Below are 15,139 nucleotides of genomic sequence, written 5' to 3' on the forward strand. Positions count from 1 at the left end.
TAACTTGTTGTAATTTAGGTTAACAAATATTATCGCTCCATTGATACTGCTAAATGTTAATTACCCATTGAGGCTGATGGTGCACATGCAAACGGTTGGTTGGAGGGGAAAGTGATTTAGGTAAACTCGCGGCTGGAGCAGCAGGTTGCAGGAAGCGGGTCTATTACTGGATATCTTCCGTTTTATGTGCGGGAGAACCGGAACAGGATATGTTCTTTTTCAAGGAATGGCGATTCGGCACAAAATAAAAGAAAAGAGGGATAGGTTTGGAAACATTGGTAAGGGATTGGAAGATGTTAGCGGAGAACGTTATCAAAGGATATAAAGTGACGGAGGAAGAGGCATTATCCATCGTCCAAGCCCCAGACGAAGAGGTTTTGGAAATTCTGAATGCAGCCTATCTCATACGTAAACATCATTATGGGAAAAAGGTAAAATTGAATATGATCATCAATACGAAATCAGGATTATGTCCTGAGGATTGCGGCTACTGCTCGCAGTCGATCGTGTCGGAAGCCCCAATCGATAAATATGCTTGGCTGACTAAAGAAAAGATTGTCGAGGGAGCGCAAGAATCAATTCGCCGGAAAGCGGGTACTTATTGCATTGTCGCTTCTGGCCGTCGTCCGACCAACAGGGAAATCGATCATGTCATTGAAGCGGTAAAAGAAATCCGCGAAACGACGGATCTTAAAATCTGCTGCTGTTTAGGTTTCCTGAATGAGGAACATGCCGGTAAACTAGCGGAAGCAGGCGTTCATCGCTATAACCACAACTTGAATACATCACAGGAAAACTACAGTAAAATTACATCGACACATACATATGAAGACCGGGTAGATACAGTGGAAGCTGTGAAAGAAGCCGGAATGTCCCCATGCTCTGGAGCCATTTTCGGAATGGGTGAATCTGAGGCGGAAGCGGTGGAAGTCGCTCTATCCTTACGCAGCCTTGATGCAGATTCCATTCCTTGTAATTTTCTCAATGCAATTGACGGAACGCCGCTAGAGGGAACTTCCGAGCTGACCCCCACTAAATGCCTGAAATTGATTTCGATGATGAGATTCGTTAATCCGAGTAAAGAAATCCGCCTGGCCGGGGGCCGGGAGGTCAATCTCCGTTCCATGCAGCCCATGGCACTTTATGCAGCCAATTCCATCTTTGTCGGCGACTATTTAACGACAGCTGGTCAAGAACCCACAGCGGACTGGGGAATCATCGAAGACCTGGGGTTTGAAATTGAAGAATGTGCCCTTTAATTGATAAAGAAGATTATTGAGAGAAACTAAAAAAACACCCTTAGGGTGTTTTTTTCAGTTCGTCGACTAAAGGGGTGGTCTGGTCCCACCCGGAACCATAATCTTAAACATAACTAGTTTATCCTTCATGTTTTTTTACAGTAATCCTAAAAGGGTGCAAGAAATTTGCGGCACTCCTGCCGAGGAGGCTCGGCAGGCAGTCGGCGGAAAGGGAGCGGATTTCCGAAAGGGGGTATGTGTAATGATTTCCACTCCAGGCACTCGCTTTCCGCGGGCGGTCCGCCCTCGGCGTTCGCCTGCGGGGTCTCMCTTGGCCACGCTTTTCCCGCAGGAGTCTCGWACCTTMCRTTCCAATCARCTGGAACTWCTTTTTTAAGARATATTGTAGGRAAACTGGCTYTTYTTCTCCAATYCGTYTACAGTCTGGCGGTTYCATMAATTTTYYGRCAAWAGGAGTTTCGAATTGCTCTCACCCCGAACCATAATCTTAAAACAAGACTATTTTATCCTTCATGTTTTTTTACAGTCCCCCTTAAAGGGTGCAAGAAATTTGCGAGACTCCTGCCGAATAACTGGCTAGCCGAGACCCCACAGGCGCTTGTGCCGAGGAGGCTTGGCAGACAGTCGGCGGAAAGGGAGCGGATTTCTGGAATCAACTGGAACGGTTTTCAAAAAAAAAAAACTGCAGACATTGCTGTAATAGAACTAATAACCATCAACCTTTACAAAAATAAAAAAATAATGATAAGTGAAAATAATTAAAAAAAAATGCTAAATTGTTAGTGAGGTTTTATAATGAATTACCTGAATACTATAACATTTGCTGCATTGTAGTAAAAGATTATGATATAGGGAAAGGATCAGTATTGGTAATATCAATAATGAGAGGATAGTTTTGTGTGATGCATATATGGCTGATTAGTTTTATTATTTTATTATTGCTATTAATATTTTATACTATTATCCCAACGGTGCTAATTCGTGTATGCAGCTTGGGAATAACCAAAAAAATCAATTCGAATAATGGGATTGCGCTAACTTTCGATGATGGCCCAAACCCTGAATATACGATAAAATTACTTGATCTTTTAAAAGAATATGAGATAAAGGCCACATTTTTTGTTGTGGGCAGTAAAGTGAAAAGTAATCCTGGGATTATTAAAAGAATGCATGAAGAGGGACATACGATAGGTATCCATCATTTTCATCATGTTTCAAGTTGGGTCCTATCACCAATTCATCTGCGAAAACAGTTGGAAATGACTGAAAAGGCGATAACGGAATGCACGAATGAAAAGGTGATATTTTATAGACCGCCATGGGGCCATTTCAATATGTTCACCCCACTATTCAGTAGGAAATATAAAGTGATTATGTGGTCCGGCATCTTTGGGGATTGGAAAGTCGAAAATTGCAAAAATACTCTGCTTGATCAGCTTCGAAGCGCTTCAACAGAAGGTTCCATCCTATTGCTTCATGACTGTGGTGAAACATTGGGAGCGGATAAAGAGGCACCAGGCTATATGATTGAAATGTTGAAAATTTACCTGCAGGAGAGTAAGGAAAAAGGAACACACTTTATTTCTTTAAAAGACTTATAACTAATTCCGGGGGTATTATGGATATAGATACGCTTATACATTTTATTGATTCATATGGATACCTGATCATTTTTCTTTTTTTATTCTTCGGCATCGTGGGAGTGCCTGCTCCAGAAGAATCACTTCTATTTCTAATTGGGGTGCTGGTTGTCCAAGGTAAGCTCTCTATGGGTTTAGCGATGCTGTGTGCAATTCTCGGCGCCTTTATCGGAATGCTTGTAGCTTATGCATGCGGAAAATATGTGGGGTATCCATTTATAAATAAATATGGAAGATTCATTGGGATTACGGCTGAACGCTGGGAGAAAGCAAAGAGAAACTATACGGATAATGTACGTAAAACGTTAGTGTTGGGATTTTATATTCCGGGGATGAGGCAAATAAGTCCATATTTTGCAGGAATCTCTTCTATACCCTTTCGGAAATACTTCCTCTTTTCCCTATTAGGCACTATACTATGGACCGTCCCTTTTATAGTGGCCGGTTATTATGTGGGGGATGCTTTTAATGTTAATCCCAAATATGTTCCATATTTAGGTGTTGTATTTTTAGTTATTTTTGTACTCTATGTTATTATCAAATACATTAAAAAGAGAAAACAAAGATCCAAAAGTTGAGTCGGCTCCTTATTAAAAAACGTCGGAAATAAAAAATCGATTTAAGGAATTTGTTCAACGATATTGTAAGAGGAAGATATCATGAACTATATATTTTGTATTTTCAGAATGATTTCTTAGGAGATGACACATATGAAGAAGATTTTGTTTTTACCTCTCTTTCGAATGCAGTCGGGACATCATCAAGTGGCAGAGGCATTGATGGATATGTTAAAAAAGCATTCGAATGGGATTGCTTATAAAAAAATAGATTTAATCAGCTATACCAATACCTCTCTAGAAAAATTCATTGCAAATAGTTATCTGACATGGATCCGTTATGCGCCGGAAACCTATAATCTTGCCTACAAGAACCTGTTTTATGTTCACTCGCCAAAGGAAAGTGTATGTAAATGGTATCAGCAATTATTCATGAATAAGATGGAACGATTGATAGCGGAAGAAAATCCTGATTTAATTGTGTGTACACACGGTTTCCCTTCATATCTTTTGAGTCAGTTAAAGATGAAAGGGAAGTGCAGCACACCGGTAATAAACGTGTACACGGACTTTTTTATTAATAATGTGTGGGGAAGCGAAGGGATAGATGCCCACTTTCTTCCTAGTCAAGAAGTGAAAGAAAAGCTGATGAGTAAGCGCCAAATACCAAAACAAACGATGATGGTCACTGGCATTCCCGTGCACGAGGAAATCACAAAAAATACCCGTGTCCAAAGAAACACAGAACGGCCAAAAATCTTGATATCCGGAGGAAATAGCGGTCTGGGAGGGATTTTGAACTTAGGTGATGAGTTAAAGAACTCAAGAGACTTTGATTATTTAGTTCTTTGCGGAAATAACAATAAGCTTTATGAAGAAATCAATACATGGAACTTACCTCATATCAAACCATTGCCCTATATCTCATCAAGGTCTGAAATGAATAAGCTTTATGAAGAAGTTGACGCAATCGTTACGAAACCGGGCGGTGTCACGATCAGTGAATCATTGCGAAAAAGGCTTCCGATCTTTGTTCATTCCAGACTTCCGGGGCAGGAGGAAATCAATCTGCAGTATCTAAAACAGCAGGGCCTTGTATTTAAACTTAATCAGAAAACGCCTTTTGAAAAACAATTGCTGAGTATATTGAAGGATCAGAAAAAAATGAAAAAATGGAACACATCCATAGAGTCCTATCATAAGGAAATAGAGTTGGAGAAACCCGAGGGAATAGTGGAGGTCATGAAATTGATCCTTGATCTTAATCAAAATGGTACGCCTTCCTATCTAGCCCGACAGCCCAAACTTCTTTATAGCTAAATGCATGGTGTTCCCGCTGGTGAGCCTAAAAGGAAGAATGGATACGGAAGGCTGCTGAATTAGCAGCCATCCTTTAATGAAAGGTCGGAAGGAAGAGTGACTTTGAAAAAAACATACCTTATGATTTTTTTGATGATGATGCTTGTGATGGCGGGGGCAGGGTGTTCAAGTGATGAAACGGAAATGAAGCCGCAAGCCGGAGGAAAAGTGGAATTGACGGTTTCCGCAGCTGTAAGTTTGCAAGATGCCTTGAATGATATAAAGAAGTCTTTTGAAAAAGAGAATGCAAATGTGGAAGTTCATTATAACTTTGGGGCCTCTGGAGCTCTTCAGCAGCAGATATCCCAAGGCGCACCTGTTGACCTGTTTTTCTCAGCAGCAGAAGATAAGTTTGATAAATTAATAGAGGAAGATCTTATTGAAGAGAAGAATGGAATCGATTTAGTCGGCAATGACCTGGTGCTGGTGGTGCCAAAGGATTCCAAAAAGGAAATCGGATCACTGGAAGACCTCACAAAGGCCGATAAAATTTCGATTGGCACTCCAGAGTCTGTACCGGCAGGGCAATATGCGAAACAAACTTTGGAAAACATGAACCTTTTCAAAGAGATGGAAGATCGATTGGTATATGCCAAGGATGTGCGGCAAGTGCTTACATATGTGGAAACGGGAAATGTGGACGCAGGCCTCGTTTATAAAACGGATGCGCTCAACTCATCAAAAGTTGAGATCATTGCAGCAGCCCAGGGAGATTTACATGATCCGATCATATATCCCGTGGGAATGATCAATAACCTGGATCATGCCAAGGAAGCCAAGCTATTCTATGACTATCTCCAAACGGAAGCCTCCATGAAAATCTTTGAAAAATACGGATTTAAGAATTTGAAATAACCGCCAATCTCGGTGGCCTCAGTTTGTAGACAAAAGGGGTTCGGAAGATATCTCTTTCATCAAATGAAGTTCCCAAGCTAACACCCTCAACTCATCAGGTATGGTTTCTAACTAAATGTTAAAACAAAGTCGATTGGAGAGTAAGGTGCGAGACTCCTGCGGGAAAAGCGTGTCTAGGGAGACCCCGCAGGCGCAAGCCGAGGAGGCTCCCTGACCGCCTCTGGATAAGCGAGTGCCTGTAGCGGAAATCGACGTTCATTGTACAAGCCATAAAAAAATGTAGGCAAACTCCAACCACCAATCTGGTGGTCTTTTTTTTATTCATCCGCAGTAATATTAGGTATATTTTCCTTTATATTAAAACCTCTTCTTGCCTTACACGTAAGAATAAGGACATGCATGTAATCGTTTTTCAATCGCTGCGTAATATGGGCCTTGTGACAAAAGAAGGACAGCACATTACTGTCCTTTGGTTTGACTGCGAATGGTACCATTCTTTTTGAAAACGATGTAAAACAGTTTAATAGGCAGGTATCCTATAACCCCGCCGAGAGTATTCAGGATCAAATCATCGGTATCAAAACTTCCTAATTCAAATAAAAGCTGAAGAATCTCATAGGTGAAACTAAGACAGAATGTTGCAATCAAGATCGATTTGAGTTGGGAAAACCTTTTTGACAGTAAGGGAAGCATCAAGCCAAAAGGTACAAAGCCGATGATATTCCCCGCTATATTTTCAATCCGGATCGATGGGTTAACATCCGCTAAGAACAGGTAATGGGCAATGGTTTTAAAAGGGATGAAGTTATGGGACCCCCAATAGCGGCCATGGGAAAAACTTATATGACCATTTATTTCGGTTATCGAGAAGGTTTTAAATAAAATGAGCTTTGTAAGGATTAATAGATACAGAACCATAAATAACGATAATACTATTTTCACAAAAATTTTCATGATACAACTCCAATATTAAAGTGGGAAATATTTATCATTTTATCATAAATGGTATATGATGAGTTTAATGTAATAATTTACTATATTTTTTGTTCGAATTACCAAGGAGGGGTAAAACAGTGGAGGAAGCAATAATTGATTTTGTCATTGCGGTCATATTAATTATTGGTTTCACATACGGTCTCATTAGGCAATTTAGACATTGTGTCAGTATCAGGAAGGGAAATAAGTCGGAGTATGTACATTACAAGAGGGCATTGATTGGAAACTATCTGGTTTGCCTATCCTATTCAGGGTTTCTTTTTTCTTATATTTTGAATTCATTATTGGCATCCCGAATTATACAGGCTTCATTTGTTACAAGTGATAATACAAGTTTTTGCAGTTTCAGTTTTCTTGCCATTCTATTAATCGCCAAATTTGGGATTATTCCTAAGGAAAATGAACAAGTTGAATTACAAGAATACATAGTTGAGAAAGAGGAAATATGAAGAAAATTTCACTTATCATATTAATCGCATGTATTTCGATCACCTTTCTATTGAATGTTGCCATGCCTGAATTTGCTGGCAAAATGAAGCATAATATAAGTTCCATGAATATCCTTTATTCATACAGTGTCACAAAAACATTCTCGGAACAAACCCATGATACGATCGAAATGGCATCCGTTCCTTCAGGGAAAACAGAGACCAGGGATGCCGATTTCCGAAGTGATGTCAAGCTTGAGGGCACGCCGCTGAATATTAAAAGTGTAGTGAAAGAGCACTTGAATAAACCCCAAGTGTATAAAACTAAAGAAAAGTTAACCGGGCCCGAAAAGGGGTTTTCATACCGGACATATCATCTTACCAAAAATTATGATAAAGGAAGATATACAGTCATCCGAACGAATAAAATAACGGGAAAAGAAAAGGTGTATGCCGGAACTTACTATGAGCCGAGCACGCAAGATCCCATCGTAAAATGGTCGCGTGATGAAAAATGATGGCGGTCATACGATTTCATGTAAAGTTGAGTGATTAAATGGAAAAAACAGTGAAAATCGAGGAATATAACCCTGATTGGGTCAGTGAATTCCATCAGGAAAAAGCGAGGATAATGGAGGTTTTAAAGAACGATTCCCTTTGTGTCGAGCATATTGGAAGTACATCCGTCATGGGGTTGGGGGGAAAGATCAAAATGTGGCTTCCATATAAAAAGCGAAATAAAACAAATGAAATGTAAGCGCTATCCAAAAAGCAACTGGGGTTATTATCCCGGCTGCTTTTTTGTGATGCATGCACATTGGTGTTAAAATTAGGAAATAGTAAAACGGAATGTGTAAACGCGAATTCCTATCAAGGAGGCTTTCATGAGAAAGGTAGAGGTCGTACCATATAAGAAAGAATGGTCCAAGCTATTTCATGATGAATGCCAAAAATTAGAGGATATTTTCGGGCCAGAAATGATGAATGTATACCATATTGGCAGTACGGCCATCCCGGCCATCCCGGCCATCCATGCCAAGCCTGTAATAGATATTTTGGCAGTGGTGAAAGATGTGGAATGTGTCGCTGACTTTAATAAAGAGATGGAAGAGCTGGGGTATGATTTCAAGGGGGAGAACGGAATCGCTGGACGACGGTTTTTTCGAAAAGGCGGGGATGAGAGGACGCACCATATTCACATGTTCCAAAAAGGACATGAAGAAATTGCCCGACACCTCGCTTTTCGGGATTATTTGCTATCACACCCTGATAAAGCACAAGAGTATAGTAGGCTGAAGCAGCGCTTGGCAGCGGAATTTCCAGATGATATTAAAGGATATGTAAACGGGAAAAATGATTTTATCAAAAAGGTCGATGAAAAAGCGAAACATTGGGCGAAGCGTGGTGGTCATCATGTTAATGAAGTGGATCAAATGCCAAGTGAATGAGGAAAACAAGCGTTCATTTTCAAAAGCACAAGAGGGATGGGGACAGTTGCTCCATTGTGATGGCTTCATCGGTCAAATCGTGGAATAGAAACGAACCCTGTGAAGCAGGCATTCTCTCCGTTTGGAATGATCTCCATTGTCATCAACGTTTCATGGAGCATCAGCATGATGAAATATTCGCCAAGAGTGACCAGGGAAGTACGTATACAAATATTTCTGTCGATATATTCGAGAGCATATCCAATATGGGAACAATGGACATGACGGATTTTGTTGACAAGGGAAAATTACTTCGAGTGGCTGAATGTTCTGTTGAAAAGGTTAAACAAGCCCGTTTTGAGCAGGTGCCAAAAGACGCAGGGAACAGGGCGATGACACCGGGCATGCTGTCAGGCGCATTCGGTAAAAGGGAAAACGGCAGATATCTGGCCGCATCATAGGGGACAATGCATATTCACATCAACGGTATGCGGATAAGGAATTGCCTGCATTGATAAAAGAAGCGGGAGTGAAAGATTCAACCCAGCGAATTTCAGTAAGTTTAATTGAATTGCATCCAAAGTGGATGTTCATTTAGAATCAAACATTATCAATCTATCAATTTGAATAATCTATGGCGTCTTGGATTGTTAGAGTCTAAATGGCTACAGAAGGGGATAACAAATGAAACTAGATTATGATTCACAGTATATCAGGGGCATCTACCTCAATAGAGACCGAATATCTTCTTATGACCATTTCCCTCTTGATCTTCCGGTTATCAGGCACCTTCAGGAAGTTGCTTTTCATCCCAGTGTTACCTATGTCATCGGGGAAAATGGAATGGGGAAGTCCACCTTGCTTGAAGGTATTGCGATAGCGTATGGCTTCAATCCAGAAGGAGGAACGTTGAATTTCAATTTTTCCAATTATGATTCACATTCCAATTTGGACGAATACCTCCGTTTGAAAAAAGGCGTATACAAACCGAAGGATCATTTTTTCTTTAGGGCGGAAACCTTTTATAATTTAGCTACGAATATAGAGGAATTGGACAGGGAGTCATCGTTTGGGTCGAAAATCATCGATTCCTTCGGTGGAAAATCGCTACACCAGCAATCTCATGGGGAATCGTTTTTTTCTGCTTTTGTAGAACGATTTCAAGGCGATGGATTGTATATTCTCGATGAGCCTGAAGCTGCTTTATCCCCATTGAGACAAATATCGATGTTGGCCAGGATAAATGAGCTTGTTCAACAAGGATCCCAATTCATCATTTCCACCCATTCCCCGATCATCATGGCCTATCCGGATGCTAAAATCCTCCAAATTTCAGATGAGGGAATGAGTGAGGTGGCATTAGAGGAGTCCAATCACTATTTGTTAATGAAACAGTTTTTCGAAGATAAAGATCGGCTGCTTCATCATCTGTTTCAATGAGGTTTTAGCATCTCCAACGAAAACCCCGTCTGCACTGCGCATTCGGGGTTTTCATTTTTTTGGAATTGGTTGTTGACAGCTTAGGTGTATTACGGGTATAGTACATCTATAAGGTGTATGAACCACTTAGTACATACACGCATATCAGACTTTTTTAAATAAATAGGGGGTGGTTTTAATGAACGTAAATACCCGGGAACCGGTATATCTGCAAGTCGTTAGGCATTTCAAAGAACAAATAGCCATTGGTAATTTCGTGGCGGGGCAGGAAATTCCCTCCCGAAGAGAACTGGCGGCTTCACTCAATATAAATCCCAATACCGCTCAAAAAGCGTATAAAGAAATGGAGGAACAGGGCTTGATTCATACAGAACGAAATTTCCCCAGTCAAATCACGACGAATGAAACGATTTTACAGGCTGTAAGGCAGGAATTGATTTTGGCGGCCGTCGATACATTTGTCGATGCGATTCGTCCGATTAATGTACCAGTTGATGAACTGCTTCGTGTGGTTAAAGAAAAATACTCGGAAGAAATAAGGGAGGAGGAAGAAAAATGATAGAAGTAAAAAAGATCTCCAAGAATTATGGACGGAAAAAGATCTTGGATGATGTTTCATTTACAGCCAATAAAGGGGAAGTCACTTGTCTAATCGGTATAAATGGTGTCGGTAAAACGACTACACTCAAAGCGATCATGGGATTGACGCCATATAAAGGTGAAATCCTGATCGATGATCAAAAGATGACAAAGGACAGTTATGAAAAAATCACCTTCATTCCGGACGCACCAACCATGCTTCCGCAAATGACCATTAAACAGGCCATGGTTTTTATGTCGGATTTCTATACGTCCTGGAATCCGGAAAGAGCTAACCAGCTAATGGGGTTTTTCAAGCTTAAAGAGGAGAATCGCATTTCGGAATTGTCAAAAGGGAATACAGCTAAGCTCAACCTGATGCTTGGTTTGTCCCTTGACGTCGATTATGTACTGATGGACGAACCATTTTCGGGAATCGATATGTTTAGCCGCGAGCAAATTGCCGATGTCTTTGCGAGCCACCTAATTGAAGATAGAGGAGTCATCATCACGACCCATGAAATCGGTGATATTGAACATTTGATCGATAAGGTCATTTTATTGGATAACGGTTCAGTGCTTAAAGAGTTCAATACAGAAGAAATGCGGGAAGAGGAAGGAAAATCGGTAGTCGATGTAATGAGAGAGGTGTATCAATCATGATGCGATATATAAAACTAGTGAACTTTGAAATCAACCGTTTCAGTAAAATCTATCTTAGCTTATTGTTGATCACCTTGGTTTCGCAATTTGCCGGAGTGATCATCGTGACGAAGAGCCTTCTTAAAGATGCCAGGGATATCATGAAAGAAGAAAGACTATCTGAAGCCGCTTATATTACCAATTATGGAGGCATTGATTTTAACCATATCGCCAATAGCCTCTTGTTTGTAGGACCGATAGCGCTGAGTGCGGTTGCCCTTATTTTTTACATTTTCCTTATTTGGTATCGTGATTGGTTTGGAAAGAATACGTTCATTTATCGTCTATTGATGTTACCGACATCCAGATTATCGATCTACCTTTCAAAAGCTACGTCCATCTTCCTGATGGTATTAGGGTTGATTGCTTTCCAAATCATCATTTTACCTATGGAAAATGCCCTATTTAATTCGAATGTGCCACAAGCGCTCTTGAATGAAATGTCAATTTCTACTATCACGATAGCCAATCCGATTTTGTCATTGATCATCCCAAGCACGTTCACGCAATTCCTGCTTTCCTATGGCATCGGTCTTATGATCATGTCGATATTATTCACGGCGATCATGTTTGAAAGAAGTTTCCGCATAAAAGGAATCATAATGGGCTTGTTATATTGCGGAATCGCTGCTGTGTTGTTTTTAGCCCCAGTTTTAATGGAAATCGGGAATTTCTATTTCTATCCTAATGAATTATTTGGTCTGATGCTCGCAATAGGGATCATTTTGACAGGATTATCGGTTTGGCTTGGTGCTTGGTTATTGAAAAATCGTGTTACCGTATAACAACTTTAAAGGAGAGTGAACAAGGTGAAACGTTATTTATGCAGCATCATTATTGGAATGGTTGTCATCTTAAGCATCGGGACCTATTATGTCAAAGTAGCTTCCTCCGCTTCCAGCCTTCCAAAGTATACGTTCAAGACACTGGAAGGCAGCGATAAAGAGCTTGATCCGGTGATCATAAATGCTTCGCTTCAAAATGACAGTAATTTTTATGAACCATTAACAATTGAATCCAATACAACGACATATGTCAGCGAAAGGTCTTACTTGGAGAACTTAACTGGAAGACAAGATCATCAAATTGACAGATTGGTAAAAGAACATCGTTCGTTTATGCGTGGCAAGGATTCCATTAGTTCTTTATATGAAGACGATGATTTCCTCGCTTACGCTTGGGTGAATAGCAAATATACAAAGAGCGGGAATATGGAAGCAAAGTTTGATATCGGTTTACTGGAGAAGAAGGACGAAGAGGAAACTTCATTCCAAATTGAACTTCCGAATCAAGGGAGAATCATGAATGCTGATGTAAGGGATGTGCAGTTGGTCCATTCAAAACTACAGGTTTTAACGATGAATGATGTGAATTCCAACAATGAGAAGCAAACGAAAGAAGTTCATCTGTATACGATCGATGTAGCCAATAAAAAAGTCTTGAGCGATAAAACCCTTGTATCTGAATCCTTTACTGACCCAGAACAAGTTGATTTTCAGATGCCAATCGATGTTGCTCCCTCCCAGCCAAACAACATGGTATTCATTTCGGTAAATAAAGGGGTAAATCATGAGGATGGCTTTAAGGAAAAACTAAAGGAAAGCAAGCTTTTATCTTATAATTATGAAACGGAAAAATTAGAAACGGTTAAAAAAGGATCACTTAGCCTGGACATGGCTAGAGCAGGATATGCAGACGGAAAAAACCTTTATGCAGTTGAACTGAAATCAGGTAAATATCGCGTTAAAACGTTTGACCTCAGCAGTCAAACATTAACGAATAACACGGAACTGGATATAGCTGCTAATAAAAAGGAACAAGACTTCGCTGCCATTAAGAACGGGCGTGTGTACTTCCTATTAGGGAACGAAGTGGATCAAGACGTTTTAACAAACAAGCCTGCCAAACTTCTGATTGCAGATATAAAGACTGGAAAGACTTTATATAAAGGTGAAACAGTCATAAATAAAAAGAACAGCAAAAGTTTTGAACTTATTATCGATGACCTGGAAATAAAATAAGGACCTACTATAGTTAGAAGCTGTTAAATGAAAAGGGATATCCTCCAATAGGATATCCCTTTTTCATTTAAATGGAAGCCAAGTTCGTTCTGGCTGTACGTTCCTTCTTGCCGTGCAAGAAGTAGTAAAGGACGGAGGTCAAGATGACCAAAACGCCCAAGATGACATAAAGTGTGCTGTAACCTGTTATCGGAATGATGAATCCCAGAATATAAGGGCCGAATCCAAGTCCTGCATCAAGCATGATAAAGAAGGTGGACGTTGCCATCCCCATTCGGTGAGGCGGTGTCAGTTTAACGGCAATCGCCTGCGAGCTTGATTGCATATTACCGAATCCGAGGCCAATGAGGAAACCAGCTGCCAGTAAAGTGAAACTATTGGTTGTCATACTTAGAAGCAGCAAGCCGACTCCGAAAATAATGAAAGCCGGATACATAATGAAGTTCGATCCTTTCCGGTCCATCAATGGTCCTGAGAAAGGACGTGATATCAATACGGCTACTGCGTACACTACAAAGAAGAAGCTTGCCGTATTGACCAGATCGATTTCGATGGCATAGAAACTGATGAAAGAAAGGACACTGGAATAACAGAATGCCAATAACAGAGTGATGATTGAAATGGGCAGTGCCTTAGGTTCAATGAAATTGGAAAGCTTGAATCCTTTGCTTTCCGTAACTTTTGCCGTCACTTTCAATGCCGGGACATACAGGAAGAATGCTGTAATCAGGGAGATCACACCTAAAGCCAGGCAGAAACTGAAAATGATTTGGAAGCTTGTATGTTGGGCCATAAACAGACCGATGAAAGGACCGATAGCCGTCGCAAGTGTTGCGCTCATGCTGTAATAGCCGATGCCTTCACCCTTTCGTGTCGGCGGAATGATCTGCGCGACGATCGTGCCTGTCGCAGTACTTGCCATCCCCATTGCCATCCCATGGATCAGGCGGTTAACAAGCAGGAAGCCGATTCCAAGGTCCACAAAATAAAGAAGTGTTGTCAAAGTGAAAAAGATCAAACCTATGAATAACGTTTTCTTACGGCCGATTGAATCAATGAAACGGCCAATGAAAAGACGTCCGATCAACGTCCCGATAATAAAAATTCCCGATATGAGTCCGGCTTCGCTTGTAGAAGCATCCAATTCATTAACAGCATAGATGGCAAGTGTCACCATCAGTAAATAAAAGATTAATGTTATGAAAAAATTGATGGACGAAACGATGACAAAGTCCTTCGTCCACAGTCTGGTACTGGATTGATCCATGTTATTATCTCCTTACTTTATAATGTTATTTCTAATTTCGCCCATGATGCGTATGGCAGCGAGTTGTTCCTCTTCCGTGATCCCTTTCAAGATCTCCTGTTCATATTGATCGATTGTCACGCGGACTTCGCTGTAGACCTTTTTGCCAAGCTCCGTAAGCCGCATCCTTTTCTCGCGTTTATCTTTGCTTGGCATATGCTCGACATACCCCAGCTCTTCCAAGCGGGCAATGGTCCTCGTAATCGTGGGTTTCTCCACGCTTTGGTAATTGGCAAGCTCTACAAGCGTCGCCGAACCAAAATTGTTCAAGTAATACAAAATGGACCATTGCGCCCTGTGTAAATCATGCTTGTTCAGCTGGATATTAAGATTATTTTCAAAAGGCCGGTACAGCAGCAATAATTGCTGAAAGAATTTTTGGAAAGTCTTTATCAGAAACACCTCTTATCAATATATAGTTATCATGAGTAATCGTTACCCTGAGTAACTATAATACCAAAATAAATCCATTCTGTCCACTCGGATTTGTGTTGTTATTTTTATAAAATAAGGAGAGAACGGCAGAAATCACGAGTAAAAGCACCAAATTCACGAGTAAAAGGCCCAAAC

Annotated in this window: 17 protein-coding genes and 1 pseudogene; 15 read left to right on the forward strand and 3 right to left on the reverse strand. The window is 40.5% G+C overall.

Annotated features, from left to right (window positions below; genetic code table 11):
• Positions 1-293 precede the first annotated feature (293 nt).
• The 5 genes from bioB to modA all read left to right on the forward strand — a co-directional run bounded on the left by bioB (position 294) and on the right by modA (position 5,670).
• Positions 294-1,259 (forward strand): biotin synthase BioB, encoded by a 966-nt coding sequence (bioB, locus tag AC1DVB_RS04350; RefSeq protein WP_218013321.1) that lies wholly within the window; start codon positions 294-296, stop codon positions 1,257-1,259.
• Positions 1,260-2,161: 902 nt separating this feature from the next.
• The gene (locus AC1DVB_RS04355) at positions 2,162-2,860 is read left to right on the forward strand and encodes a polysaccharide deacetylase family protein (RefSeq protein ID WP_477588301.1); all 699 of its coding nucleotides are present in this window, start codon (positions 2,162-2,164) and stop codon (positions 2,858-2,860) included.
• 17 nt (positions 2,861-2,877) lie between these two features.
• Positions 2,878-3,477, forward strand: a complete 600-nt coding sequence (locus tag AC1DVB_RS04360) for a DedA family protein (RefSeq protein ID WP_477588284.1) — start codon at positions 2,878-2,880, stop codon at positions 3,475-3,477.
• A gap of 132 nt (positions 3,478-3,609) precedes the next feature.
• Entirely contained in the window at positions 3,610-4,776 is a 1,167-nt protein-coding gene (locus tag AC1DVB_RS04365; protein ID WP_477588286.1) for an MGDG synthase family glycosyltransferase, read from the forward strand.
• 102 nt (positions 4,777-4,878) lie between these two features.
• Positions 4,879-5,670: a molybdate ABC transporter substrate-binding protein gene (gene modA / locus AC1DVB_RS04370; protein ID WP_230135548.1), complete on the forward strand. Its 792-nt coding sequence runs from the start codon at positions 4,879-4,881 to the stop codon at positions 5,668-5,670.
• A gap of 459 nt (positions 5,671-6,129) precedes the next feature.
• Here modA and AC1DVB_RS04375 read toward each other — a convergent pair whose 3' ends face one another.
• Positions 6,130-6,624 (reverse strand): VanZ family protein, encoded by a 495-nt coding sequence (locus tag AC1DVB_RS04375; RefSeq protein WP_477588288.1) that lies wholly within the window; start codon positions 6,622-6,624, stop codon positions 6,130-6,132.
• A gap of 119 nt (positions 6,625-6,743) precedes the next feature.
• Between AC1DVB_RS04375 and AC1DVB_RS04380 the strand changes: the two genes are divergently transcribed.
• The 10 genes and pseudogenes from AC1DVB_RS04380 to AC1DVB_RS04425 all read left to right on the forward strand — a co-directional run bounded on the left by AC1DVB_RS04380 (position 6,744) and on the right by AC1DVB_RS04425 (position 13,263).
• Entirely contained in the window at positions 6,744-7,115 is a 372-nt protein-coding gene (locus AC1DVB_RS04380; RefSeq protein ID WP_057279136.1) for a hypothetical protein, read from the forward strand.
• Complete coding sequence (locus AC1DVB_RS04385) at positions 7,112-7,612, forward strand: hypothetical protein (protein ID WP_095679297.1); 501 nt, start codon at positions 7,112-7,114, stop codon at positions 7,610-7,612. Before AC1DVB_RS04380 ends, AC1DVB_RS04385 begins: the two co-directional genes overlap by 4 nt.
• Positions 7,613-7,650: 38 nt before the next feature.
• Entirely contained in the window at positions 7,651-7,851 is a 201-nt protein-coding gene (locus tag AC1DVB_RS04390; protein ID WP_095679296.1) for a GrpB family protein, read from the forward strand.
• A gap of 127 nt (positions 7,852-7,978) precedes the next feature.
• Positions 7,979-8,542 (forward strand): GrpB family protein, encoded by a 564-nt coding sequence (locus AC1DVB_RS04395; protein ID WP_477588291.1) that lies wholly within the window; start codon positions 7,979-7,981, stop codon positions 8,540-8,542.
• Positions 8,514-8,982 (forward strand): annotated as a pseudogene (locus AC1DVB_RS04400) (DUF4937 domain-containing protein). The gene AC1DVB_RS04395 and the pseudogene AC1DVB_RS04400 overlap by 29 nt, the downstream one beginning before the upstream one ends.
• Positions 8,983-9,205: 223 nt before the next feature.
• Positions 9,206-9,961, forward strand: coding sequence for an AAA family ATPase (locus AC1DVB_RS04405; protein WP_034310704.1), 756 nt, complete (start codon positions 9,206-9,208; stop codon positions 9,959-9,961).
• Between the two features lie 178 nt (positions 9,962-10,139).
• Positions 10,140-10,520, forward strand: a complete 381-nt coding sequence (locus tag AC1DVB_RS04410) for a GntR family transcriptional regulator (protein ID WP_034310706.1) — start codon at positions 10,140-10,142, stop codon at positions 10,518-10,520.
• Entirely contained in the window at positions 10,517-11,203 is a 687-nt protein-coding gene (locus AC1DVB_RS04415) for an ABC transporter ATP-binding protein (RefSeq protein WP_057279131.1), read from the forward strand. The genes AC1DVB_RS04410 and AC1DVB_RS04415 overlap by 4 nt, the downstream gene beginning before the upstream one ends.
• Positions 11,200-12,027, forward strand: coding sequence for a hypothetical protein (locus tag AC1DVB_RS04420; protein WP_328097293.1), 828 nt, complete (start codon positions 11,200-11,202; stop codon positions 12,025-12,027). The genes AC1DVB_RS04415 and AC1DVB_RS04420 overlap by 4 nt, the downstream gene beginning before the upstream one ends.
• Before the next feature lie 24 nt (positions 12,028-12,051).
• On the forward strand, positions 12,052-13,263 hold the full coding sequence (locus tag AC1DVB_RS04425; protein ID WP_477588295.1) for a hypothetical protein: 1,212 nt from the start codon (positions 12,052-12,054) through the stop codon (positions 13,261-13,263).
• Positions 13,264-13,330: 67 nt separating this feature from the next.
• Here the strand turns inward: AC1DVB_RS04425 and AC1DVB_RS04430 are convergent, their stop codons facing one another.
• Both AC1DVB_RS04430 and AC1DVB_RS04435 read right to left on the reverse strand, forming a co-directional pair.
• Positions 13,331-14,530, reverse strand: a complete 1,200-nt coding sequence (locus AC1DVB_RS04430) for an MFS transporter (RefSeq protein WP_239859560.1) — start codon at positions 14,528-14,530, stop codon at positions 13,331-13,333.
• Between the two features lie 12 nt (positions 14,531-14,542).
• On the reverse strand, positions 14,543-14,962 hold the full coding sequence (locus AC1DVB_RS04435; protein ID WP_454862035.1) for a MarR family winged helix-turn-helix transcriptional regulator: 420 nt from the start codon (positions 14,960-14,962) through the stop codon (positions 14,543-14,545).
• Positions 14,963-15,139: the final 177 nt, after the last annotated feature.

The organism is Peribacillus sp. P4_D6 (genome assembly GCF_056401795.1).

Excerpts from the sequence above, each read along its gene's own strand:
- AC1DVB_RS04385 (WP_095679297.1), top strand. The coding sequence starts at position 7,112 with ATGAAGAAAATTTCACTTATCATATTAATCGCATGTATTTCGATCACC.
- AC1DVB_RS04360 (WP_477588284.1), top strand. The coding sequence starts at position 2,878 with ATGGATATAGATACGCTTATACATTTTATTGATTCATATGGATACCTG.
- AC1DVB_RS04395 (WP_477588291.1), top strand. The coding sequence starts at position 7,979 with ATGAGAAAGGTAGAGGTCGTACCATATAAGAAAGAATGGTCCAAGCTA.
- AC1DVB_RS04410 (WP_034310706.1), top strand. The coding sequence starts at position 10,140 with ATGAACGTAAATACCCGGGAACCGGTATATCTGCAAGTCGTTAGGCAT.
- AC1DVB_RS04415 (WP_057279131.1), top strand. The coding sequence starts at position 10,517 with ATGATAGAAGTAAAAAAGATCTCCAAGAATTATGGACGGAAAAAGATC.
- AC1DVB_RS04375 (WP_477588288.1), bottom strand. The coding sequence starts at position 6,624 with ATGAAAATTTTTGTGAAAATAGTATTATCGTTATTTATGGTTCTGTAT.
- AC1DVB_RS04430 (WP_239859560.1), bottom strand. The coding sequence starts at position 14,530 with ATGGATCAATCCAGTACCAGACTGTGGACGAAGGACTTTGTCATCGTT.
- AC1DVB_RS04365 (WP_477588286.1), top strand. The coding sequence starts at position 3,610 with ATGAAGAAGATTTTGTTTTTACCTCTCTTTCGAATGCAGTCGGGACAT.
- AC1DVB_RS04405 (WP_034310704.1), top strand. The coding sequence starts at position 9,206 with ATGAAACTAGATTATGATTCACAGTATATCAGGGGCATCTACCTCAAT.
- AC1DVB_RS04390 (WP_095679296.1), top strand. The coding sequence starts at position 7,651 with ATGGAAAAAACAGTGAAAATCGAGGAATATAACCCTGATTGGGTCAGT.
- bioB (WP_218013321.1), top strand. The coding sequence starts at position 294 with ATGTTAGCGGAGAACGTTATCAAAGGATATAAAGTGACGGAGGAAGAG.
- AC1DVB_RS04420 (WP_328097293.1), top strand. The coding sequence starts at position 11,200 with ATGATGCGATATATAAAACTAGTGAACTTTGAAATCAACCGTTTCAGT.
- AC1DVB_RS04355 (WP_477588301.1), top strand. The coding sequence starts at position 2,162 with ATGCATATATGGCTGATTAGTTTTATTATTTTATTATTGCTATTAATA.